Annotated in this window: 17 protein-coding genes and 2 pseudogenes; 5 read left to right on the plus strand and 14 right to left on the minus strand. The window is 56.8% G+C overall.

Going from position 1 to position 22,981, the window contains the following annotated elements:
* The 7 genes and pseudogenes from AKU94_RS08255 to rimP form a co-directional block, all read right to left on the minus strand.
* Positions 1-722: pseudogene (locus AKU94_RS08255) on the minus strand (IS256 family transposase); the annotation flags it as partial.
* A gap of 550 nt (positions 723-1,272) precedes the next feature.
* The gene (locus AKU94_RS08260; protein WP_050526823.1) at positions 1,273-1,482 is read right to left on the minus strand and encodes a hypothetical protein; all 210 of its coding nucleotides are present in this window, start codon (positions 1,480-1,482) and stop codon (positions 1,273-1,275) included.
* A gap of 541 nt (positions 1,483-2,023) precedes the next feature.
* A complete protein-coding gene (locus tag AKU94_RS19675) occupies positions 2,024-2,332 on the minus strand; it encodes a hypothetical protein (RefSeq protein WP_157056476.1) in 309 nt (102 codons plus the stop codon).
* A 71-nt stretch (positions 2,333-2,403) separates the two neighbouring features.
* Positions 2,404-4,932 carry a translation initiation factor IF-2 gene (gene infB / locus AKU94_RS08265; protein WP_050526824.1) on the minus strand — a complete coding sequence of 843 codons (2,529 nt, stop codon included), beginning with the start codon at positions 4,930-4,932 and terminating at the stop codon, positions 2,404-2,406.
* A pseudogene (locus tag AKU94_RS08270) lies at positions 4,929-5,563 on the minus strand (RNA-binding protein). Before AKU94_RS08270 ends, infB begins: the two are co-directional and overlap by 4 nt.
* A gap of 13 nt (positions 5,564-5,576) precedes the next feature.
* Positions 5,577-7,196, minus strand: coding sequence for a transcription termination factor NusA (gene nusA, locus AKU94_RS08275; protein ID WP_050526825.1), 1,620 nt, complete (start codon positions 7,194-7,196; stop codon positions 5,577-5,579).
* A gap of 31 nt (positions 7,197-7,227) precedes the next feature.
* Positions 7,228-7,839 carry a ribosome maturation factor RimP gene (gene rimP / locus AKU94_RS08280; protein ID WP_050526849.1) on the minus strand — a complete coding sequence of 204 codons (612 nt, stop codon included), beginning with the start codon at positions 7,837-7,839 and terminating at the stop codon, positions 7,228-7,230.
* Positions 7,840-8,229: 390 nt separating this feature from the next.
* Between rimP and purU the strand changes: the two genes are divergently transcribed.
* Positions 8,230-9,114 carry a formyltetrahydrofolate deformylase gene (gene purU / locus AKU94_RS08290; RefSeq protein ID WP_050526850.1) on the plus strand — a complete coding sequence of 295 codons (885 nt, stop codon included), beginning with the start codon at positions 8,230-8,232 and terminating at the stop codon, positions 9,112-9,114.
* Positions 9,115-9,167: 53 nt separating this feature from the next.
* On the opposite strand, the gene AKU94_RS08295 is transcribed toward purU, so the two are convergent.
* From AKU94_RS08295 to AKU94_RS08305, 3 genes are all read right to left on the minus strand, one after another.
* Entirely contained in the window at positions 9,168-10,235 is a 1,068-nt protein-coding gene (locus AKU94_RS08295; protein WP_050526827.1) for a quaternary amine ABC transporter ATP-binding protein, read from the minus strand.
* Positions 10,236-10,247: 12 nt separating this feature from the next.
* Positions 10,248-11,285 (minus strand): ABC transporter permease, encoded by a 1,038-nt coding sequence (locus AKU94_RS08300; RefSeq protein WP_050526828.1) that lies wholly within the window; start codon positions 11,283-11,285, stop codon positions 10,248-10,250.
* A 176-nt stretch (positions 11,286-11,461) separates the two neighbouring features.
* The gene (locus AKU94_RS08305) at positions 11,462-12,433 is read right to left on the minus strand and encodes an ABC transporter substrate-binding protein (RefSeq protein ID WP_050526829.1); all 972 of its coding nucleotides are present in this window, start codon (positions 12,431-12,433) and stop codon (positions 11,462-11,464) included.
* A gap of 361 nt (positions 12,434-12,794) precedes the next feature.
* Here AKU94_RS08305 and AKU94_RS08310 point away from each other — a divergent pair, with 361 nt between their 5' ends.
* From AKU94_RS08310 to AKU94_RS08325, 4 genes are all read left to right on the plus strand, one after another.
* The gene (locus AKU94_RS08310; protein WP_050526830.1) at positions 12,795-14,141 is read left to right on the plus strand and encodes a sigma-54-dependent transcriptional regulator; all 1,347 of its coding nucleotides are present in this window, start codon (positions 12,795-12,797) and stop codon (positions 14,139-14,141) included.
* A 3-nt stretch (positions 14,142-14,144) separates the two neighbouring features.
* Complete coding sequence (locus AKU94_RS08315; protein WP_050526831.1) at positions 14,145-16,106, plus strand: sensor histidine kinase; 1,962 nt, start codon at positions 14,145-14,147, stop codon at positions 16,104-16,106.
* Between the two features lie 241 nt (positions 16,107-16,347).
* Positions 16,348-18,069: an OFA family MFS transporter gene (locus AKU94_RS08320; protein ID WP_050526851.1), complete on the plus strand. Its 1,722-nt coding sequence runs from the start codon at positions 16,348-16,350 to the stop codon at positions 18,067-18,069.
* A gap of 380 nt (positions 18,070-18,449) precedes the next feature.
* Entirely contained in the window at positions 18,450-18,692 is a 243-nt protein-coding gene (locus tag AKU94_RS08325; RefSeq protein ID WP_050526832.1) for a hypothetical protein, read from the plus strand.
* A gap of 117 nt (positions 18,693-18,809) precedes the next feature.
* On the opposite strand, the gene AKU94_RS08330 is transcribed toward AKU94_RS08325, so the two are convergent.
* From AKU94_RS08330 to AKU94_RS08345, 4 genes are all read right to left on the minus strand, one after another.
* Positions 18,810-19,559, minus strand: a complete 750-nt coding sequence (locus AKU94_RS08330; protein ID WP_050526833.1) for an amino acid ABC transporter ATP-binding protein — start codon at positions 19,557-19,559, stop codon at positions 18,810-18,812.
* Between the two features lie 11 nt (positions 19,560-19,570).
* Positions 19,571-20,647, minus strand: coding sequence for an amino acid ABC transporter permease (locus AKU94_RS08335; RefSeq protein ID WP_050526834.1), 1,077 nt, complete (start codon positions 20,645-20,647; stop codon positions 19,571-19,573).
* A gap of 12 nt (positions 20,648-20,659) precedes the next feature.
* Complete coding sequence (locus AKU94_RS08340) at positions 20,660-21,829, minus strand: amino acid ABC transporter permease (RefSeq protein WP_050526835.1); 1,170 nt, start codon at positions 21,827-21,829, stop codon at positions 20,660-20,662.
* 102 nt (positions 21,830-21,931) lie between these two features.
* A complete protein-coding gene (locus AKU94_RS08345) occupies positions 21,932-22,969 on the minus strand; it encodes an amino acid ABC transporter substrate-binding protein (RefSeq protein WP_050526836.1) in 1,038 nt (345 codons plus the stop codon).
* Positions 22,970-22,981: the final 12 nt, after the last annotated feature.

The raw sequence follows: 22,981 nt of genomic DNA on the forward strand, positions 1-22,981 counted from the left end.
GCTGCCTTGATTGCCTCAGGAAAGCCTTGGAGGCCATCCACGACGGCAATCAAGACATCCTGAACCCCGCGGTTCTTGAGTTCGTTCATCACTGACAGCCAGAATTTGGCACCCTCGTTCTCGGCGATCCACAGGCCCAGAACCTCGCGGACTCCATCCCGTGAGACGCCCAAGGCCACATATACGGCCTTGTTCTTGGCCATGCGGCTATCTGCGTCGCGGATTTTGACACGGAGCGCGTCGAAAATGACGATGGGGTATATCCGATCCAGCGCTCGGGACTGCCACTCTCGGACTTCGTCCAGCACAGCGTCGGTGACGCGGCTGATCAGGTCCGGCGAAACCTGTAAGCCGTAGACATCTTCAAGGTGGGCGCGGATGTCTCGGACCGTCAAACCAGCGGCATAAAGACTGATGATCTTGCCATCCATCCCGTCGATCCGGGTCTGGCCTTTCTTGACAAGCTCGGGCTCAAAACTGCCATCCCGGTCACGAGGCACCGCGATAGGCAACTCGCCGTCTTGGCCCTTCAGGCGCTTGGCTGACGTGCCGTTGCGCCGGTTGGGCTGGCTCGGCGGCGCGTCTTGGCCATCCTCGTAGCCCAGATGGGCCGTCAGTTCCGCGCCTAACATGCGCTCCATCAGCTTGATCTTCAGCTCTTTCATTAGCCCGGCCAATCGTCGGGAAAATGATCCCCGGGATCATCTTCTGACCCTCCTCATACCAAGCAGATCTTCAGGCCGCTCGCAGCCCTTCAGAAGTTCGTCCAGCAGTTCCTTGGAAATCGTCATCGTCCTTGCTCCTCTCAGGAAGCATGGACCAAAGCGCTGTTACACAGAAGATCGGACACTCTCTCTGCAATTCCCCGTAAGTCTCGAAGCAGGTAAACCCCAGGTCTTGCGGTCGTCCGTGAGACTTATAAGCAGTTCGGCGATTTCTTCACTCCCCGCCTGCCGCTTCGGCCACAACTGTAACAGGCATCGCCGACCCAAAATGCAGGAGATGTCAGCACAATGCTCGCCAAAGTTGCGCCAAAACGTTCAGGGGCATCTCACAGCATTGTCCGGTCATTTCCAAGGGATTCCTTGCGCAAATCAGCCTGCATGCTCATGTCCGCATACTCTGCCTTTTAATTTTAAAAGAACGCACATGGCAAAGAACCGCAAATATCTGAGATTTGCTATATATCGTTATCCACATCTGACCCCCCTCATTCAGCTTAGCGGCTTCCATAATTATCATGGCCGTCCACACCAGCCAACCAGCGTGCGTTCAGGGATGTCGGCGGTTTTCGCGCTGGCGATATCCTCCACCTTGCGCACGGCGCTTTGCGCAGGGCGTCATCGCTTTTGCCACCACGTCCAATAGGCCGTCCAGCGCCGGTTCCGACCGGTAAATCTCGCATTCGACATTTTCCGAGGACTTGACGAAGGCCATTTCTGGAGTTTCGCGGCCCGCAGGAAAATCGCCTTGACCGATCATGCGAAATTCACCACACGGATCAAATTTGTCAACGCGGCCGGATCCACCTTGCTTTTAAAATACCAACTGCGGTCGGTCTGGGCGCTTTGGCACATGCAGCTGCGGAACCCTGGCTGTCACCGAAATATTTAGCCGATAGAAGAAAGCGCTGGCGTCAGTCGACCAAAGCTCTGTTTTCTTCACCTAATGCCGCGCGGCATAAATCTGTTGTCGGCTGATTTCATGACGCGGCGCCATCTGCGTCACACACGTCCCCCCCCGGCCCCAACTAAAATGGCGATCTCAGCTTGTCATCGCCATGCCAGAAGCGCCGCCGCTCAACGCCAAGAACTTCACCACGCTTGGCTGGCACTGGGTAACACACGTCAATAATTTCCGCTTCTAGATCAAAGTACAAAGATCAGTCAGGCGATCAAATCGCGCAGTCGTGGTGGCACCAACTTGAACGTTACCGAAAAGAAGAACATTGGTGCAAAAAGGCGGCGCGTAGGCATAGTTCACCTGTCGACGCCTACTTACAAAAACCCGCAAAGCCTCGGCGTTACTCCGCTGCGGTAAAGAACGTTTTTCCAGGCCCATTCAAAAGGGGCGAGGCGCACGTCGGCGTTGAGCCCATGATGGAAACGAAGCTCTGTTCCGCCAGGTCGCGCAATGCAGCATTCCAGTTCGCAAGGCAGACGTGGAGGCAAATCCGCCTCGCGACCGCCACTGCGGGCGGACCGGAAGACGATATTTTCTGCACCATCAATAGCAATTGGTGCGTAAAGTAGGGCGCACCTTCAGCAAAGGTGTAATTCGGGCCGCGGATCCTTCGACCGTGGCGCTTTTTCTTAACCGGATATGGCTCCAAGGACATTCCGTTACGCGGAATGCCTAGGGTGATGGCTCAGCCTGCTTTACTTCGGTGAATGGTACGCTGGATCAATCCAGCGTACGTTCAATCTCTTCACGTTCAAAGATCTCGATGACGTCATTCACGCGAATGTCTTCATACCGCTCGAACGCCATGCCGCACTCTTGACCCGAAGTCACTTCCTTGACCTCGTCCTTATAGCGCTTCAGCGTTTTCAGCGTGCCTTCATGGATAACAACATCATCCCGCAGCAAGCGCACACCGGCCGAGCGGCGTGCAACGCCTTCGGTCACGATACAGCCCGCCACATGGCCAACGCCGGTGACCTTGAACACTTCCTTGATCTTGGCATAGCCGATAAAGGTCTCGCGCACTTCGGCCTTCAACAAGCCGGATGCGGCCGCTTTGATGTCATCCACCAGATCATAGATGATCGAGTAATAGCGGATATCAACGCCCTTCTGGTTTGCCGACTGACGCGCCGAGGCATTTGCCCGTACGTTAAAGCCGATGATCGGCACGTTAGAGGCCTCTGCCAAGCCGACATCCGAATCGGTAATCGCACCAACGCCGTAATGCAGCACGCGCACGCGCACCTCATCATTGCCGATTTTCTCCATCGCCTGAACGATTGCCTCGGCAGAGCCCTGCACGTCGGCTTTGACGATGATCGGCAGTTCCGAGACATCCTTGTCCGCCTTGGCCTTGGCCATCAGCTGTTCCAGCGTTGTCGCGGCACCGATGGCTGCGCGCTTGTCCTTGGCGGCTTTCTCACGGTAGGTCGCGATTTCACGCGCCTGCGCTTCGGTTTCTACCACGTTCAGCACATCACCGGCTTGCGGTGTGCCCGACAGGCCCAGAACTTCGACCGGGGTGGATGGCGCTGCCTCGTCGACGCGGTCGCCCTTGTCGTTGATCAACGCGCGGACCTTACCCCACTGTTCGCCAACAACAAAGATGTCGCCACGACGCAATGTACCGGCCTGAACCAACACGGTCGCAACCGGACCGCGGCCAACATCCAGCTTGGCCTCGATCACAGCAGCCGCAGCCGTGCGTTTCGGGTTTGCTTTCAGTTCCAGAATCTCTGCCTGAAGCGCGATTGCCTCCAACAGGTTATCGATCCCAAGGCCAGTTTTGGCGGAAACTTCAACATCCTGCACATCGCCCGACATTGCCTCGACGACAATCTCATGCTGCAACAGATCGGTGCGGACCTTGGTCGGGTTCGCCTCATGCTTGTCGACCTTGTTGATCGCCACGATCATCGGAACGCCGGCGGCCTTGGCGTGTTTAATCGCCTCAACCGTTTGCGGCATCACGGCATCATCTGCGGCAACCACCAGCACAACGATATCGGTCACCTGTGCGCCACGGGCCCGCATCGACGTAAACGCCGCGTGGCCGGGGGTGTCGAGGAAGGTCAGCAAGGCGCCCTTCTCGGTTTTTATCTGATAAGCACCGATATGCTGGGTGATGCCACCGGCCTCGCCGCCAGCGGTGCTGCCCTTGCGGATCGCATCCAACAGACTGGTTTTACCGTGGTCAACGTGGCCCATGATCGTCACGATCGGTGGCCGCGGCTGCAAATCCTCATCGGAATCGTCGACTGTAGCGATGACCTGCTCCACATCCGAATCCGACACGCGAATCATACGGTGGCCAAATTCCTCAACCACCAGCTCGGCAGTATCCACATCGATGGGCTGGTTCATCGTCACCATCATGTCCATTTTCATCAGACATTTGACGACATCGGCCGCACGTTCCGCCATACGGTTTGCCAGTTCTGAAACCACGATGGTTTCGGGCACACGCACATCACGGACCTGCTTTTCCGGCCGCGCAGTCTGGCCAAGCGCCTTCTGGCGGGCCTTTTCCTGCTTGCGCTTCATCGCGGCCATCGAACGGGTGCGCCCGCCCTCACCGGCCAGCGCGTCATTCAGCGATAGGCGGCCAGTACGGCGGTTTGCATCGCCCTTGGCTTTGCCACGACCACCGTCATCGCTGCGGTTGTCGCGATCACGGTCAGTTTTATTGCGTGCAGGCGGCAGGCCAGGCTTGGCACTCATCGGGCCACGCTCGTCGACTGTAGGTGTCGCTGCTGCCGGTTTGGCGGCCTTGGGCGCGTTTTTGGCGGCTTCCGCGCGTTTTGCCTCGGCTTCTGCCTCTTCCTTCAGGCGCGCCTCTTCTTCGGCTTTGGCACGAAGCGCCTCTTCGCGCTCGCGGTCCTCGCGCTCTTTCGCTTCAATTTCTTCACGCTTGCGCGCACGCATTTCCTCACGCTCGCGCTCCTCAGCGGCGCGACGCTCCGCGTCTTCGACTTCGCGTGCTTTGGCGGCGCGCAGGGCGGCCAGACGCCGCTCCATTTCGGCATCCGAAATGCCCGCTGGACGCTTGGACCTATCGCCCAAGTTCGGTTTGCCACCCGCCGAGGGGGTGCCGCCGGTCGCAGCCGGTTTCGGAACGACCACGCGCTTGCGTTTCGTTTCCACAACTACACTTTTCGTGCGGCCATGGCTGAAGCTTTGCTTCACCTGCCCCGAACGGGGGGTGCCACCAAGGCCGAGGGGTTTTTTACCGTCTGTATCGCTCATGCGTCTTGTCTATCCTCATCGGCGGTCTGCCCGCCTGCTTGCTCACGGAAACCCGCAAGCCTTGCCGCTTCATCTACAACACGATGGCCGAGTCCACCAGCCGCAAGCGCGCCGTGTATTGCATGTTCCCGGCCAAAAGCCAAACCCATTTCCTGAGAGGTCAGGCAGCCAATAAATCCATTCGTCCGATCCGGAGGGCGCAGCTTGGATTTTCCGCGCTCCGAACCGTCGCTGGCTTGGATCAGCGCAATCGCCTGCCCCTTCACCAGCCAGTCCTTCACCTTTTCATAGCCTGTCACCGCCTGCCCTGCCTTGCGCGCAAGGCTGAGCAGTTCAACGACACGCCGCGCCAAGAGCGATTCGACCAACGCGGCCAAATCGTCCGCGCCTTTACCTGCTGGCGGGCCGCTCGGGCAAACAAACCCTTTTGCGCCGCCTTTGCAATGGCCGCCCTGTCCGCCGCGACATAAAATCCGCGCCCCGGCAAACGCCCCAACACATCGGGCACAACAACAGCCTCCGGGCCAACCACAAAGCGGATCAAGCCCGCCTTGGGCTGGGTTTCCCCCGAGACGATACAGCGCCGCTCCGGCCCGTCATCCTGTGCCTTGTTCCGGCCCCCGCGTGTCATCGCTGTTCCGGTCTCAGGCCTCGGCCTCGTCATCGAGATCGTCACCCTCTTCCTCGTCTTCCGCACTTTCCAACTCGGTCGGATCAACCCAACCCAGCAAGACCCGCGCCGTCATGATCAAGGTTTGCGCTTCTTCAAGGCTGACGTCAAACGTTTCCAGCACGCCTTCATCCTTAACGCGAACACCTTTGACTGTTGTCCAGCCGCCGGCCAGTTCCCAATCGGCACAGGTTGCGAAATCTTCCAGCGTTTTAATGTCGTCCTTGGCCAAAGCTTCCAGCATTTGCGGGGTCAACCCTTCGAAATTCACAAGACTGTCCTCGACGCCCAAGGCGCGGGCCGCTTCCATCGCCTTGGTATTCGCCGCCTCCAGATACTCGCGGGCCCGTGTCTGCAACTCGCTTGCGGTATCCTCGTCAAAGCCGTCGATGGACAACAGCTCTTCGGCGTCGACATAAGCCACCTCTTCCAGCGTCACGAAGCCTTCGGAAACCAGAAGCTGTGCCATCATCTCGTCAATATCCAGCGCGGCCATGAACAGGCCGGTGCGCTCGGCAAATTCTGCCTGACGGCGGGCCGATTCGTCGGTTTCGGTCACGATATCGATATCCAAAGCCGTCAACTGGCTGGCAAGACGCACGTTCTGACCACGGCGGCCGATGGCAAGCGAAAGCTGCTCATCAGGGACAACAACCTCGATCTTGCCCGCTTCCTCGTCGATCACAACCTTGCTGACTTCGGCTGGCTGCAAAGCGTTCACAAGGAAGGTCGCCTGATCTTCATTCCACGGAATGATGTCGATTTTCTCGCCCTGAAGCTCATTCACCACGGCCTGCACACGGCTGCCGCGCATACCGACACAAGCGCCGACCGGATCGATGGAACCGTCAAAAGAGATTACCGCGATTTTCGCACGGCTGCCCGGGTCACGCGCAACGGCCTTGATTTCAATGATGCCGTCATAGATTTCCGGCACTTCCATCTTGAACAATTCGGCCATGAACTGCGGATCGGTGCGGCTCAGGAACACCTGCGGGCCGCGGGCCTCACGGCGCACATCCTTGATGTAGCAGCGGATACGGTCATTCGGGCGATAGGATTCGCGGCCGATCTTTTCATTCCGGCGCAAGATCGCTTCACCACGGCCGATATCCACGATGATATTGCCATATTCCTCGCGCTTGACCTGACCGTTGATGATCGTGCCCTTGCGGTCAATGAATTCCTCATACTGGCGGTCACGCTCGGCTTCGCGCACTTTTTGCAAGATCACCTGCTTGGCCGATTGCGCCGCGATCCGGCCCAGATCAACGGGGGGAACCTCGTCGATGATCTCGTCACCGATCTGAGGATCGGCCAGATGCGCCTTGGCATCCTTGACGTTCATCTGCGCGTGATAGTTTTCCACCTCATCATCGGCCACAACCGTCCGCACGCGGGTAAAGGTTGCCCGCCCCGTACGCCGGTCAATCGACACGCGGATATCCAGCTCTGCGCCATAGCGCGACTTTGCCGCCCGGGCGAGCGATTCTTCCATCGCCTGAATGACCAGATCGGGGTCAATCATCTTCTCCCGTGCGACGGCCTCGGCCGTTTGCAACAGTTCAAGCTGGTTAGCGGAGGTAATTGCCATTGTCGTTTCTCCCAAAGGGCGGCGCGTGCCGTTAGTGCTTGGTTACGGGGGTATCATCGGCCTCGGCCTCATCCCCTTCGGTCTCGTCAATTTCGTCAAAAGCGCTTGCGTCAAATGCCGGATCCGCCTTTTTCTGGCGCAGCATTTCCGCGATCAGCTCATCCGTCAAAATCAGCTTGGCATCCGAGAGCCACTCAAAGCGCAGACCGATCGTCACAGGTTCCTTGCCCTCTTCGATCTCGATCAGCACCTCGTCACCCTCAGTCCCGCGCAAGATACCCTTGAAGCGGCGACGCCCGTCGATCAGCTCGGACGTCTCTACGCGCGCCTCGTAATCGGCCCACATGTCGAAATCCTTGAGCCGCGTCAGCGGGCGGTCAATGCCGGGCGAGGACACTTCGAGCGTGTAATTATCCTCAATCGGGTCCTCAACATCCAGCACCGCGGAAACTGCGGTAGAGATCGTGGCGCAATCCTCGACGATGATCCCGCCCTCGGGCCGGTCGGCCATGATCTGCAGGATCTTGGTCTTGCCGCTCATCAGGCGGATACGCACAAGCTCGAACCCCAAACCTTCGATGGTCGGGGTGATAATCTCCGCGAGGCGGCGGTCGATGGCGGTTTTGGCAATCAAGTCAGACATTGGCATCCCAAATGCAAAAAGGTATCCCAAAACAAAAAACGGGCCAACAGGCCCGCACAAGGTTTCGGTAGTTTCAGGTGTGGACCCTGAAACAGCTGTTAACGATCATATAGGGCAGGTCGGGCCTGAATGCAAGCCACATTCGCTAGAGGCCAAGGCGTGGTTGGCCCCGCGCCGCTTGTTTTTATATCCTTTGCTGTGTCAAAATCGGCAACGGCTGTTTGCCGCGCAATCCGCAGTATCCTTGCATTTGGTGGCAGAAGCGCCAAAAGGTCCGTGCGGGGAAGAAATCCAATAAGGTCCAAGCTCATGCCTTGACGGCGCAACCTGCCTGCGAAAGATACCCCTATCGGCGACCGGATGCCGCCCAGCTTTCTGACAGGACCAACCATGAGCAAATACGCCTTAACCGTTACATGCCCTTCAACCCGTGGGATTGTCGCGGCAATCGCGAATTACCTTGCCGACAAAGGTTGCAACATCACCGACAGCGCCCAGTTCGACGATCAGGAAACGGGCAATTTCTTTATGCGGATCAGTTTTGAAAACGATGATGCGGTCGATCTGGCCAAGATGACGGCAGGGTTTGTCAAAACCGCCGAACCGTTCGAAATGGCATATGAATTCCACGACGAGTCGCAAAAGATGAAAGTCATCATCATGGTCTCTCGCTTCGGGCATTGTCTGAACGATCTTTTGTACCGCTGGCGCATCGGGGCGTTGCCGATTGATATCGTGGGTGTCATCTCAAACCACATGGATTATCAAAAGGTTGTCGTGAACCATGACATCCCTTTCCACTGCATCAAGGTGACCGCGCAAAACAAGATCGAGGCCGAAGCCCGAATTATGGCGGTGGTCGAGGATGCGGGGGCCGAGCTGATCGTCCTGGCCCGCTACATGCAGATCCTGTCGGATGGGATGTGCAAGAAAATGTCGGGCCGGATCATCAATATCCACCACTCATTCCTGCCCAGTTTCAAGGGGGCGAACCCCTATAAGCAGGCCTTTCAGCGCGGGGTGAAACTGATCGGCGCGACATCGCATTATGTGACCTCGGACCTAGATGAGGGGCCGATCATCGAGCAAGACATCGTGCGCGTCACCCATGCACAATCACCCAATGACTATGTGTCGCTGGGACGGGATGTGGAAAGCCAGGTTCTGGCGCGCGCCATTCACGCCCATATCCACCGCCGCGTGTTCCTGAATGGAAATAAAACCGTCGTGTTCCCCGCCTCGCCGGGGTCATACGCCTCTGAGCGTATGGGATAAAACAAACCCGCCCCGTCACAAAGATCGGGGCGGGCCGTAAAGGGGCCGCTGCATCAGCCGCTGCGACGAGCGCTTTCAGGATCATCGGATTGCTCGGATGGCACCAAGGCGCGCACGAGTTTGCGCATGTTCAAGACGCCGACCTGCTGCCCGTCCTTGAGCACCCGATAGCTGAGGGCGGTATTCCCCTCTGAAAGCCCGATCACGGATTCCAGATTATCGTTATGGTCGATCTCACCCGCGTATTCGCCGGATGGCTCCGTGGTCTTGGTCATCACGGACCGGACCCGCAGCACGCGCGCGCGGTTGATATCACTCACGAAATCCTCAATGTAGGGATCGGCCGGGTTCAGAAGGATGTTCTGCGGCTCACCCTGCTGAACGACAAAGCCATCCTTGAGGATAACCAGATGATCCGCAAGTTTCAGCGCCTCATCCAGATCGTGGGTAATAAAGACAATGGTCTTTTGCAGCTCTGCCTGCAATTCATTCAGCAGATCCTGCATATCGGTCCGGATCAGCGGATCAAGCGCCGAAAAAGCCTCATCCATCAGCATGATGTCGGAATTGCTGGTCAGCGCGCGGGCGATGCCCACACGTTGCTGCATACCGCCTGACAGCTGATGCGGATATTGATCACCCTGCCCATAAAGGCCGACACGGTCCAGCCATTTGCGCGCTTCATCCGCATATTTATGCTCGCTCTGCCCCTCGATAGAGGGCGCAAGACCCGCATTTTGCAGCACGGTGCGATGCGGCAGCAGGGCAAATTTCTGAAAGACCATCGACATTTTATGCTGACGCAGGTGGCGCAACTGTTTGTCGTTATACTCCAGAATATTCTCGCCATCGACCCAGACCTCACCCGCCGTCGGTTCAATCAACCGGTTGAGGTGCCGGATCAGGGTGGATTTCCCAGACCCCGACAGCCCCATGATGACGGTGGTCTTGCCCGCAGGCACGTCCACATTGATGTCGTTCAGGCCCAACACGTGGTTATGCTCTTCCAGCAACTCGGTCTTGCCCATGCCCTCTTTTATCATCTGCAAGGCGGGCTGGGGATTATCGCCAAAGATCTTGTACAGGTTGCGGATCGAGATCTTGATTTCTGTATCGGTCATATCTGTTCCCTCTTACCGCGACTGGCTTACATTGATGCGGGCAAGGGCCGCCTTGGTCACACGGTCAAGGATGATCGCAAGCAACACGATGCCCAGACCCGACAGCAAACCGACGCCAAGTTCCAGCGAGCGGATGCCGCGCAGCACCAGCACACCCAGACCGGGGGCGGACACCAGCGATGCGATAACCACCATAGCAAGGCTCATCATGATGGTCTGGTTGACGCCTGCCATGATATTGGGCAGGGCCAGCGGAATTTCAACGTTGAACAGTTTCTGGCTTTTGGTCATGCCAAAGGCATCTGCCGCCTCGGTCACATCCGGGTCCACCAGACGGATGCCCAGATCGGTCAACCGGATCACCGGCACGATGGCATAGAGGATAATCGCGATCCCATAAAGCTTGGGCTCGGTCACCGAAAACAAGAAGATCAGCGGAATGAGATAAACGAACGGCGGAAGGGTTTGCAGCATGTCCAGCACCGGGATCATCCCCCGCTGAAGGCGGTCACTGCGCGACATGGCGATACCGATAGGCACTCCGAACATCACACATATCAACGCACAGACAAAGATGATTGCAAGGGTCTGCATCGTGTAATCATAATAGTCGACAAAGGCGAGAAACCCGAAACAAAGCGCGACCAGCCCGACCAGCTTTAGCGAGCGACCAACCGCCCAGGCGACCAGCATCAAAAGCGGGATCATGACAAACCAAGGAATGGCCTGCATCACCCAAAGCGCCTCGTTCAGCGCCCAGCTGAGGGGTTGGGTCAGCGGATCGACGACCACTTTCAGACCGTCCTTGATCGACATGAAGCCTTCTTCCAGACCTGTGGTCAATTCCCGCGACTGTGGAAAACCCGGACAGGCCCGGTGCAATTCGTCCATAGAGGGAAAGGGCGTTTCCCAAGGGGATGTGGCTGCGTCCTGGCCCGATGTTTTTGCCAACAGATCCGCCATGGAGGTCATACCACCGCCACCGTCACTGCTGCTACCGCACCAATTGCGCAGCCCAAGCCCATCGAAAACAAAATCGTAAGTCGCCATGCGTACCTCATCCGGGCTCACCGGGTGGCCCTCTTTTTTCAATTTCTTAAGTATTGAGATGGCCGGATCAGATGACCCGAACCCTGTCTTGCGGCACCCAAATGTGCCCGAAACGCCATGTTAGACATGACAATAAGCAAAGGGGCGGCGCCTAAGGTGCCGCCCCCAGTCGTCTGTTATTGCAACAAGACAGACAGTTTTTCTTTTGCAGCATCATTGATCCAGCCGCTCCACTCATCGGGGTTGTTGGTCAAGAAATATACCGCCGCTTCCTCATTGGTTGCGTTGTTTTCCTGCTTCCATGCCAACAGCTTGCTCATGGTGTCGGTCTTGAAGGTTACCTTGCTCATCAAATCGGCAACATCCGGATTGGACTCCATGAAATCCTTGGTCACGACCGTTATAACAGGTGCGGCAGGGAAGGCCGAAGGCTTGGGGTTGGGCGTGTCGGCATTCTGGTTTGCCAGATGCGCAGCTTCATCATATTCGCCCAGATCAACGCTGGTCATGTCAAACATACCCAATGGCGTTGTCGGACCCCAGTAGTAACCGAACCAAGGCTTTTCATCCTGATAGGCAGATGCCATCGAGGTTGCCAGAGTCTCACCGGACCCGTGGTTGAAAATCTCAAAACCAGCGCCCTCAAGATCAAAGGCACGCAGCAGATTGTCATTGGCGATGCGGCAGCCCCAACCATCGGGACAGTTGTTGAACATGCCGCCGACCAGTTCGGGGTTGGCCATGACACCTTCGATCGTCGCCAGTTCAGGATGCGCCTCGACCAGATATGTCGGCAGCCACCAACCCTCAACGCCGCCGGGCTCAAGCACCTGACCCAGTTCTTCGATCTTGCCGTCCTCTTTCAGCTTCTTGTAAACATCACCGGTCGAGTTGCTCCACAGCTCGGTCACAATGTCCGGCTCGTTGTTTTCCGCAAGCGAGGTCACCGCCGGTGTTGTATCCGACGGAACCGCCGTCACGTCACAGCCATAGCCCTGCTCCATCAGGAATTTGGACACAGCCGTCACGATGGCCGCAGAATCCCAGTTCATCTGAGTGATCGTCACTTCGCCGCATTGGTCCTGCGCGAAAGCCGCCGTAGGGACCGCGAGGGCAGCAAATGCAGTGCTGTAAATAAAGCGTTTCATGTGGCGTTTCTCCTTCATATTTACCGTTGGGCCAGGAACAACATATGCTGCGCCCTCGAATAATGCCCGTCTTTGCCGCAATCGCGGCCTAAGAAATCTTGTCGCTCCCAGTATCAGCGGCCTCATTGTACAAGACACTAAAAGGTCAATTTGCGACATCTAAGGTCGTTTTCAGGCTAGGCCTAAACGGATTGCTTTCAAAGTGCAACCAAGCAATTTTGCGCTAACATTGCCTTAACCATGCCAAAGGCCCAGCCACTCAAGAAAGCAATTCCGTCGCAGATAGCGGCAGATGACGATTGTCACTGGTGTCATTTGAACCTTAATGAGACATGGGGCAAACCATGCTGGGAGGCACAATATGCAAGACGAGGGCGAAAATGATCCGCTACGGGGCGCACGCATCCTGATCGTGGACGATGAGCCGGGCATGCGCCATTTCCTTGTCAAAACGCTTGCGCCTGTATGCGGCACGGTCGACGAGGCGCCAGATGCGGAAACGGCCGCGCGCCTTTTGTCCCAAAAGCAATATGATGTGATGGTGCTGGATAACATCATGCCCGGACAGAAAGGGCTTGATTGGCTACACACCCAACATGACAAGGGCGGCTTTACCGATACAATCATGATCACGGCCTATGCCGATCTGCAAACCGCCATTCATGCCATGCGCGCGGGGGTCTCGGACTTTCTGGTAAAGCCGTTCCGTTCCAACCAGATCATGAACGCCCTGCGCCGCCGCCTTGAAATCGCGCGGTTGAAACGTGAAAACTTCCTGTTGAAACGTGAGTTGGAGGCGGCCTCGGCGGGGTCGCGACGCCGACAGCTTGTCGGGAAATCCGCGATCATATCCGAGGTGCGCGAGATATTGGAACGCGTGGCCCCGCTCTCGACACCCATCCTGATTACGGGGGCATCCGGCTCCGGCAAAGAGGTTGCCGCACGCCATATCCACAGCCATTCGGGCCGTGAACATGCGCCTTTCGTGTCGATCCAATGCGGCGCAATCCCCGCCGATATGATCGAGTTTGAGCTTTTCGGCCACGCAAAAGGTGCCTTTCCCGGTGCGCAAGCGGGGCGCGAGGGGCTGCTTGCCTCGGCCTCGGGGGGGACGGTTTTTCTGGATGACGTCGGCGAATTGACCGCAGGCGCGCAAACGGCCCTTTTACGGGTTCTCGAGGACGGGATCATCCGGCCCATCGGAACCTCGCGGGATATACAGCTTGATTTGCGTTTCGTTATCTCCACGGCGAAATCGCTGACGCAGGCCGTGCAAGAAGGATCATTTCGCGAAGACCTTTTGTTCCGCATCAACGTGGTAGAGGTCGCAATGCCCCCGCTCAAGGATCGCGGCACCGATCTGCTGGATCTGGCCGAGCTGTTCCAGAACGAAATCAGCGCCACCCTGAACCTGCCCCCTATCGAGATGCCCTCCTCCGTGCGCTCGGCCATGCTGCGCCATGACTGGCCCGGCAATATCCGCGAGCTGCATAATTTCATCGAACGCGCTCTGATTTTCGGCCGCTATCCGATCGAGACGCTGGACCAGAGTGGACCGGACCGCGAGATCACGCCATTGGAAGATATCGAGCGCCGCGCAATCCTGAATGCGCTGGACGCCTTTGACGGCAACAGGTCCGAGGTCGCACGCCGTCTGGGTGTTTCACGCAAGACGATTGACCGCAAATGCGCGACTTGGGGGTTATAGGCGATGATCCGGCTTGTCGGTCTGTTGCGCTCGGTTCGGATGCGCCTGCTTGTCATCGCCCTTTTGCCAATGCTGGTCTTGTTGCCCGTGCTTTTGGGCGGCACGATCTGGCGCTGGTCCGGCAAGGTGGACGATTTGCTGGTGAACAAGGTGAATGGCGATCTGATCATCGCAGACCAATATCTTGCCAGATTGATCGAGATGTCGGGGGAACGTATTGATGCCGTCTCCCACTCAACCAGCTTTGACGCCAGCCTGAAATCAGGAACGGTCAGCGCCTTTCTGGAACAGGAACGGCGGCGTCTGGGTCTTGATTTTCTGCGGATCGCGCAGGACAGCGCCCCGGAAAGGCAGATGCCGGTGATCGCCACCGCCTTGGGCGGGCAATGGCACAGCGCCGTTGATATTCTGGACGGTGCCACGCTTGAGGCCCTGTCACCCGGACTTGCCGCAAGGGCCGAATTACCGCTGATGCCCACCCGCGCCGCCGCGCCCACCGATCGCGACCAAGAGACCCGCGGCATGATCATCCATTCCGCCGCCCCGCTGGAATTGCCCAATGGAACACGGGCGGCGTTGGTCGGGGGGCTGTTGCTGAACCGCAACCTTGACTTCATCGATACGATCAACGCGCTGGTCTACCGCGAACAAAGCCTGCCCGAGGGCAGCCAGGGCACGGCGACGCTGTTTCTGGACGATGTGCGCATTTCAACCAATGTGCGCCTGTTTGAAAATGTCCGCGCGCTTGGCACCCGCGTCTCTGCCGAGGTGCGCAAGCTTGTGCTCACCGATGGCGGTGTCTGGCTCGACCGGGCCTTTGTCGTCGATGACTGGTATATCTCGGCCTATGAGCCGATTGTCGACAGCTTTGGCAACCGTGTTGGCATGCTCTATGTCGGCTTTCTGGAAACCCCTTTCCGGCAGGCCAAGATCGCCTCTACCGTGATGCTTGCGGGGGCCTTTATCCTGATTGCATTGCTCTCGGTTCCGCTGTTCCTGCGGTGGGCCTCGCATATCTTCCGCCCGCTGGAGGGGATGACCCGCACCATCGCCCAAGTTGAGGCCGGTGATATGACTGCGCGCAACAATCCGCAAAAGGACGGCGGCGAGATCGCACAGGTTGCCGGCCATTTTGACGACCTTCTGGACCGGCTTCAGGAACGCGACCGCGAACTGCGTGATTGGGCCAAAAGCCTTGAGACCAAGGTAGAGGAGCGCACCCAAGACCTGCGAGCCGCCAACAAACGGTTGGAGCGCACGACCGAACGGCTGATCATCTCGGAAAAACTTGCCGCCGTGGGCGAGATTACGGCCTCGGTCGCGCATGAGATCAACAACCCCGTTGCGGTTATCCAGGGCAACCTCGACCTTGCGCGCAGCACCCTTGGCGATAAGGCCGATGTGGTGGCCGAGGAATTCCGCCTGATTGATGATCAAGTGTACCGGATCGGCGTCATCGTCTCCAAGCTTTTGCAATTTGCCCGCCCCGAGGAATACTCTGGCTCGGCGAACCTGCTGATCCCGTCAGAGGTGGTGCGCGACTGTATCCTGTTGACGCAACATCAAATCGAAAGGGCAGGCATCACCTGCCACATGGCAACCGACAGTACCACTACAGTCCGTATGTCACGCACCGAGCTGCAACAGGTTGCCGTGAACCTGATCCTGAATGCGGTCCACGCCATGCCCGACGGCGGTGATCTTCGCGTGGCGACCCATGACTGTGACGGCGGGGTTATATTTTCGGTCAGTGACACCGGAACCGGCATCCCGCCAGAGGTACGGCCGCGCATCTTTGATCCCTTCTTTACGACCAAACAGGCACAAGGCACGGGGCTTGGCCTGTCCATCAGTCAACAGATCGTGAGTCGCGCAGGCGGGCGCATCACCGTCACCTCTACCCTCGGAGAGGGCAGCTGTTTCAAGATTTTCCTGCCAAGCGAAAATAATCCTCAAACCGCCTAATTCGGACAAAAAGTCCCATTTGAGCCAAAACCAATTTCCCTATCCGGCCAAAATGGGTCAAAGCCGCCGCACAGTCACGTAACGCCCAGACATTTGGTCTACATAAGCAGTTGATATGCTTAATTAAATTTCTTGACAACCCTATGGACAAACTGGCCTTTCTTATACTGCATGCCAATGCATGCCGCAGACGCAATTCTCGGAGGAACTTGTCGTCAGCGCGATCAAGGGAGGAGAAATCATGAGTAACGCCCCGAGCGGTGCGCTGGCTTTTTTGCATAAAAGCCACATTGTCGCAGAACCTGGATATAATCGCTGGCGCGTCCCGCCGGCATCTATCGCCATCCATCTTTGTATCGGATCGGTCTATGCTTGGTCCGTGTTCAACCTCGCGCTGACCCGCGAACTGGGCGTCGTGGCCCCCGGCGCAGATGACTGGAGCCTCAGCTCCGTTGTCTGGATCTTCTCGGTGGCGATCGTATTCCTCGGCCTCTCGGCCGCCTTTGCCGGTAAATGGCTCGAAGAGGTCGGCCCGCGTATGGTCGGCGTGGTTGCGGCCTTCCTTTGGGGTGGCGGCTTTATCCTCGGGTCTGTCGGCATTTCGACCCATCAGCTTTGGATGGTCTATCTGGGCTATGGCGTCTTTGGCGGCTGCGGGTTGGGCCTGGGCTATGTTTCCCCGGTCTCGACGCTGTTGCGCTGGTTCCCTGACCGTCGCGGTATGGCGACCGGCATGGCGATCATGGGCTTTGGCGGTGGTGCGATGATCGCGGCCCCCATCAAAGGCTGGCTCTTGGGTCTTTTCTCCAAGGCGCCCGAATATCTGGGCACGCAAGACGTCGTGGCGACCATGGTTGAAAACGGTCGTGTTTTTGCACAAACCGCTGCGGGCCAGGTTGAGGTGGTCATCGCCTCTGCCGCCCAAGCGGCCGATTTTGGCGGGCAGGCCGGCATCTATGTGATCGGCACCGGCGAGACCGGCGCCTCCCAGACCTTCCTGACGCTTGGCATTGTCTATTTTGTTGTGATGATCCTTGCAGCTTTCCAATACCGGGTGCCCGCGAAAAACTGGAAGCCCGAAGGTTGGGTACCAAAGGCGGTCGCCTCGGGTATGGTCTCGGACAACAGCGTGCATATCGACCAAGCCATCAAGACCCCGCAGTTCTGGCAGCTTTGGCTGATGCTGTGCCTGAATGTGACTGCGGGCATCGGGGTGATCGGTGTGGCCAAAACCATGATGTCCGAAATTTTCGGTTCGGTCATGCCGCTGGTCGTCACCGCTGCCTTTGCATCCACCTATGTGCTGATGATTTCGGTCTTTAACATGGTTGGCCGTTTCTTCTGGGCCTCTACGTCGGACTTCATCGGGCGCAAGGCGACCTATATGTGCTTTTTTGTGCTTGGCACTTTGTTGTACCTGTCTATTCCCTATTTCGCCTCGGCTGTGGCAACCAATCCAAGCATGATCTATCTGATCGGTTTCTATGTTGCGACGATGATCATCTTCTCGATGTATGGCGGCGGCTTTGCCACCATCCCGGCTTATCTGGCGGATATGTTCGGGACGATGCATGTGGGCGGCATTCACGGCCGGTTGCTGACGGCGTGGTCTCTTGCAGGGGTACTGGGGCCACTGGCGATTACATCGCTGCGTCAGATGTCAGTGACAAGCGCCATTCAGGATCTTTCGCGCAAAGTCGACCCGACAGCATTTGCCGAGAAATTCGGGGCGCCCCTTGGCCAGTTGGATCAGCTGGTCGCGGCCAAGACCGTGACGATAGCCAGATTGATGGAAATCGCCCCCGGTGGCACCATCGACCCGACGCCGTCACTTTATAATACCACCATGTATTGTATGGCGGCACTACTGGTCGTGGCCTTCTTTGCCAACCTGTGGATGCGCCCGGTAAAAGAGCATCACCACCACGACGAACCGGAACTGCAAGCTGTTCCCGGAGAGTAAAACACGAGTCGGGGGCGCACCATCGAGCGCCCCCGGCATTCTGACTTGAACGCAGCGCATCAGCGCAATATCGGGAAGGAAACAGTCCCGTCTGTGCATAAATGCACAAAGGACGTGAACAGCCAGACTTGGCCCTGAAAGTTACCCTTGTCGTGAGCAACTGTAACAAAATTTGAAAGCTATATCTTCTATTTTACGCTTTAAATATGGGTGTTTGTGCCGATCCCATTTGGCCGGGAAAAGTTGCCACACAGACAGAAAATTTTGCGTGAAGAGGCGTGAGTGCAGTGTGATTTGTAACGCAACACCGCAAAGCGCATTTGTATTTGACGAGGCCAAAGACGCTGGCCTTCGAAAATACACATGTAAAGGAACACACCATGAAACGCATTTTGATCGCAACCGTCCTCAGCTTTGCAGCCGCTGGCTCCGTCTCCGCAATGACCTCTTCGCCTTCGCTGTCGACCGTAGCAGCCGCACAGGCACATCAGATTCTTCCAAATGCCTCCTTTGACAACCTGTCCGCAAATCAGGTTGCACGCATCGAGGGCCTGCTGTCCGGCGGCAAAGATATGTTGGATACCGAGTTGCGCCAGCTCTTGAACACCGCACTGGAAAGCTGAGATCTGTTTCGCAAAATAGATCTGACAGCACGCAAAAGCGCTAAGGGCCGGCCTCGTGCTGGCCCTTAGGCATTCCCATGGAACGCAAATAGAGCGGGCCAGACCGCACCCAAGGAGCTAATGTCCGAGGATCTGCGACAAGAACATTTTGGTACGTTCATTTTGTGGATTGCCAAAAAATGCTTCGGGTGGGTTTTCTTCAACAATTTCTCCGGCATCCATAAAGATAACGCGGTCGGCGACCTTGCGCGCGAAACCCATTTCATGGGTCACACAGATCATGGTGATCCCTTCCTCGGCAAGGCTGACCATGACATCCAGAACCTCGGAAATCATCTCGGGGTCAAGCGCCGATGTGGGTTCGTCAAAAAGCAGAACCTCCGGCTTCATGCAAAGTGAGCGGGCGATCGCCACGCGCTGCTGCTGCCCGCCCGACAATAGGCCGGGGTATTTCTCGGCCTGCTCGGGGATCTTGACCTTTTCCAGAAACTTCATCGCCGTTGCCTCCGCCTCAGCACGGCTTTCCTTGCGCACCAGCATCGGGGGCAGCACACAGTTTTCCAGCACCGTCATATGCGGAAACAGGTTGAAATGCTGAAACACCATGCCGACCTCGCGGCGGATGTCATCGATATTTGCAATATTGTCATCCAGCTCGGTGCCCAGAACGGTGATCCGCCCCCCCTGATGTTCTTCGAGATGGTTGATGCAGCGGATCAATGTCGATTTACCCGATCCTGACGGGCCGCAAATGACAATTCGTTCGCCCTTTTTCACCTTCAGGCTTATGTCCTTGAGTGCGTGATAGGTCCCATAGAACTTCTGCAAGTTCTCGATCGAGACGGCGATAGTATCTGCTTGGGTCATGTCTTGATTTCCTATCTCTCACTTACGGCCATACGACGTTCAAGATAGGCGCCGTATCGCGACAGACTGAACACGAATACGAAATAGACCAACGCAATGAAGGCGTAGACTTCGACAAAGGCAAAGGTCCATTCGCCGGTGCCATAAGCCGCATTGCCCGAGGCCAGAATTTCAAAGAAGCCGATGATGATGACCAAAGAGGTTTCCTTGAAGGTAATGACGATCTGGTTGATTGTTGCGGGCAGCGCATTTTTAAAGGCTTGCGGCAAGAGAATACGGCTGACCCGGTGCCAATAGGCTATCCCCAATGATTTCGCGGCCTCTTCCTGCCCTTTGGGGACACCTTGCATACCGCCGCGGATGATCTCGGCCTGATAGGCCGAAAAGAAAAGCGCCATGCCAACGATCACGCGGTAAAGCTTGTCGCCCGAGGCCCAGCTTGGCAACACAAAGGGCAGCACCACCGCAAAGGTGAAAAGAATGGACAGCAGCGGCAATGACCGGATCGAGTCGATAATGACGGCCGTGGTGCCGGATATCCATGGCAGCTCGGAACGGCGCAGCAGCGCCCAGACGATCGACAGCGGCATACCGATCAAGACCGTCGCCAAAAAGATAAACACGGTCAGGGACAACCCGCCCCATTTCGCCTCTTCGACAACCGTCAGCCCCAGTATTCCGCCCTTCATCAGAAAGTAAAAAGCCAGAAACCCGCCGACCCAGATGATCGCGATTGCCCTGCCGCTCCAGAACCTCGGCAGGCAGCTTAGAACAGTCATCACAACGACCACCACGCAGGCAAGCCCGGAACGCCAGTGTTCCTCATGCGGATAAAGTCCAAAGAGAATGAGCCGCCAACGGGCCGTGATGACAGACCAGCAGGCACCGCTCGCTGCGCGGCATGCCTCGGCACCGCCTTGCGTTGAAAAAACAGCGCCCAGAATGGCCCAGTTCAGCACCTTCCAGATAATCGCCCCGATGATAAACGCTGACAGCAGGGTAAGCGCCGTGTTCGCAAGGGTTGAAAAATACCGGTCCCGGAGCGATTGAAGGACTGTTTTCCTGGGGATGTAATCTACACTAGCCATAATGATACCCTCTCACATCCGCAGCTGATCGCCCTTGAGGGCGATAGCCTTGTTAATCCGGTTCAACACTGCGGCCAGCGTGAAGTTGATCAGCAAAAAGCCCCCCATAAGAATGCCGATAAGCTCTAGCGTTTGCCCCGACTGGTTGATGGAGATCGAGACAACCATAAAGAAATCCGTAAAGCCGATTGCGATGCCCATTGTCGTTGCCTTCATCAGCCAGACGTATTGATTGGTCAGGATCGGAAGCATCGCCCGTAACGCCAGCGGAAATTTGACACGTGTAAAGATCTGGAACCTGTTCAGACCCAAGGATTGCGACGCTTCTATTTGGCCGCGTCCAACCGCTTTGAAGCCGCCCCGAACGATTTCCGCGATATAGCCGCCGCCATAGATTGCAATCGCAATGACCAGCGCCGCGAACTCTGGCGTCAAGCGGATACCACCCCTGAAGTTCAGGCCCTTGAGCGCGGGGATGCTGACAAGCGGTGTCTCGGGGATGCGCCCCAGATAGAGAATTCCGATGGCAACTGCGGTGCCACTTGCGAAAATCAACCAACGGGTTTTGCGCCTGATATTAGGCTCTATCCGCTTGAAACGGTTTGCAGCACTAAACCAGACGATCAGGCCGAGCGCCAGCAACAGCGCGCAAATCGCAAGAAACGCGGCCAGCCCCGTTACATTCAAGCCGGGAACATAAAGCCCGCGACTGCTTATGAAGATACTATCGGCAAAGGAATATGCCTGTTTGACCGGCGGAAAGCGTGTCGCAACCGCATACCAGAAAAGCACCTGAACGATCAGCGGGATGTTGCGGAATGTCTCTACATAGATTGTGCCAAGCAATCGTGCCAGATCGTTTTCCGATGTGCGCGCCAGACCGATGATCATGCCGACAATTGTCGCCAGCACCAAACCGATTGTGCCCAGGAACAACGTGTTCAAAAGGCCAATCATCAAGACCTTCCAATAGGGATCAACGGCCTTGAAATCGATCAGAGAGAAGCCGATATTCCAGCCCGTCGACTTATACAGAAAATCAAAGCCCGACGATATGCCCTGTGCGTCCAGATTATGTCGCGCAACCGCGACACAGGTTATGATAAGCGCAAAAATCCCGCCAACATAAGCGACCTGTAAAAAGATCCGTCTGAAACCCTGGCTATTCCACAAAGCGAGCATAGCGACTTTCTCATAAATTCTGGTGTTTTGAAGTGGCGCACCGCAAAACGTGCGCCACAAGTGAAGTTTTACCTTAGCCGGATCAAAACCAGCCCCGGATGATCAATCAAAAACCATGGGATAGAGAACACCGCCATTGTTCCAGAGGTTATTGATATCGCGCGGCATGTCGTAAATCGAACCCGAGCCGATATTGCGCTCATAGACTTCCGCGTAATTTCCCACAGCCTTGATCACATTGTAAGCCCAGTCATCCTCCAGCCCCAAAGGCGCACCCTGATCAGGTGTTACGCCCAGCAACTTGCCGATTTCGGATGTGGGCGGGTTTGCCTTCATCTCATCCACATTTGCCTGTGTAATGCCTTCTTGCTCGGCAAACCAAAGGGCGGAGAACACCCAGTTCACAAGGTCGACCCATTGATCGTCGCCCTGACGCAGGATGGCGACCTCAGGCTCCATCGCCATGACATCCGGCAAAAGGATATGGGCCGACGGGTCATCCGAAACGCTCCGGTCAATCGCAAGGGTCGGCCCCCATTGCGCATAAAGATCGCAACGGCTTGAGAAATAGGCCTCACGGAGTTCTTCTGTTTTCTCGAACAGGATCGGCTCAAGCGTGATACCAATCCGGTCGGCGTAAGAGGCAACCTGACGCTCGATTGTGGTGCCTGCGGGGATACAGATCGAGCCGCCATCCGCCTCTTTCAGGCTGGTAATCCCGGAATCCTTGCGCACCATCGCCTTGGTCGTCCCAAGGAAATAGGCACGGGAAAACTGCAGGCCCAATTCCGTGTCGCGGCTAAACGTACCGCCAGACGCCTTGATAACCAGATCGATATCTCCCGACTGCAAGGCAGGCCAACGTTGTGCCCAGCTGATTGGCACCACGTTTAGCTTGCTTGCATCGCCAAAGATTGCGACAGCTACCGCACGGCAAAGGTCAATATCGAGCCCTTTCCACGCCCCCTTGTCGTCAACTTCTGCAAACCCCAGAAATGATCCGTTGTGGCCGGAACATTCCAAAGAACCACGCGCTTTGACCTGCTCAAGTGTGGGTCCGACGTTCGCCATCGCCGGGGTTGCAAGGGCCGCAACCCCCAGCCCGGCAATCGCTGTAAGTTTCGTAAGAACAGTCAACATGGCTTTCTCATT

Origin of the sequence: Pseudorhodobacter aquimaris (assembly GCF_001202025.1) — a bacterium.
GTDB classification, from domain to species: Bacteria; Pseudomonadota; Alphaproteobacteria; order Rhodobacterales; family Rhodobacteraceae; genus Pseudorhodobacter; species Pseudorhodobacter aquimaris.

Bases quoted from the DNA above. Each gene is read 5' to 3' on its own strand.
- AKU94_RS08345 (WP_050526836.1), bottom strand. From the start codon at position 22,969: ATGTTGACTGTTCTTACGAAACTTACAGCGATTGCCGGGCTGGGGGTT.
- purU (WP_050526850.1), top strand. From the start codon at position 8,230: ATGAGCAAATACGCCTTAACCGTTACATGCCCTTCAACCCGTGGGATT.
- AKU94_RS08305 (WP_050526829.1), bottom strand. From the start codon at position 12,433: ATGAAACGCTTTATTTACAGCACTGCATTTGCTGCCCTCGCGGTCCCT.
- AKU94_RS08340 (WP_050526835.1), bottom strand. From the start codon at position 21,829: ATGCTCGCTTTGTGGAATAGCCAGGGTTTCAGACGGATCTTTTTACAG.
- infB (WP_050526824.1), bottom strand. From the start codon at position 4,932: ATGAGCGATACAGACGGTAAAAAACCCCTCGGCCTTGGTGGCACCCCC.
- nusA (WP_050526825.1), bottom strand. From the start codon at position 7,196: ATGGCAATTACCTCCGCTAACCAGCTTGAACTGTTGCAAACGGCCGAG.
- rimP (WP_050526849.1), bottom strand. From the start codon at position 7,839: ATGTCTGACTTGATTGCCAAAACCGCCATCGACCGCCGCCTCGCGGAG.
- AKU94_RS08325 (WP_050526832.1), top strand. From the start codon at position 18,450: ATGAAACGCATTTTGATCGCAACCGTCCTCAGCTTTGCAGCCGCTGGC.
- AKU94_RS08295 (WP_050526827.1), bottom strand. From the start codon at position 10,235: ATGACCGATACAGAAATCAAGATCTCGATCCGCAACCTGTACAAGATC.
- AKU94_RS08320 (WP_050526851.1), top strand. From the start codon at position 16,348: ATGAGTAACGCCCCGAGCGGTGCGCTGGCTTTTTTGCATAAAAGCCAC.
- AKU94_RS08260 (WP_050526823.1), bottom strand. From the start codon at position 1,482: ATGATCGGTCAAGGCGATTTTCCTGCGGGCCGCGAAACTCCAGAAATG.
- AKU94_RS08300 (WP_050526828.1), bottom strand. From the start codon at position 11,285: ATGGCGACTTACGATTTTGTTTTCGATGGGCTTGGGCTGCGCAATTGG.
- AKU94_RS08310 (WP_050526830.1), top strand. From the start codon at position 12,795: ATGCAAGACGAGGGCGAAAATGATCCGCTACGGGGCGCACGCATCCTG.
- AKU94_RS08315 (WP_050526831.1), top strand. From the start codon at position 14,145: ATGATCCGGCTTGTCGGTCTGTTGCGCTCGGTTCGGATGCGCCTGCTT.
- AKU94_RS08330 (WP_050526833.1), bottom strand. From the start codon at position 19,559: ATGACCCAAGCAGATACTATCGCCGTCTCGATCGAGAACTTGCAGAAG.
- AKU94_RS08335 (WP_050526834.1), bottom strand. From the start codon at position 20,647: ATGGCTAGTGTAGATTACATCCCCAGGAAAACAGTCCTTCAATCGCTC.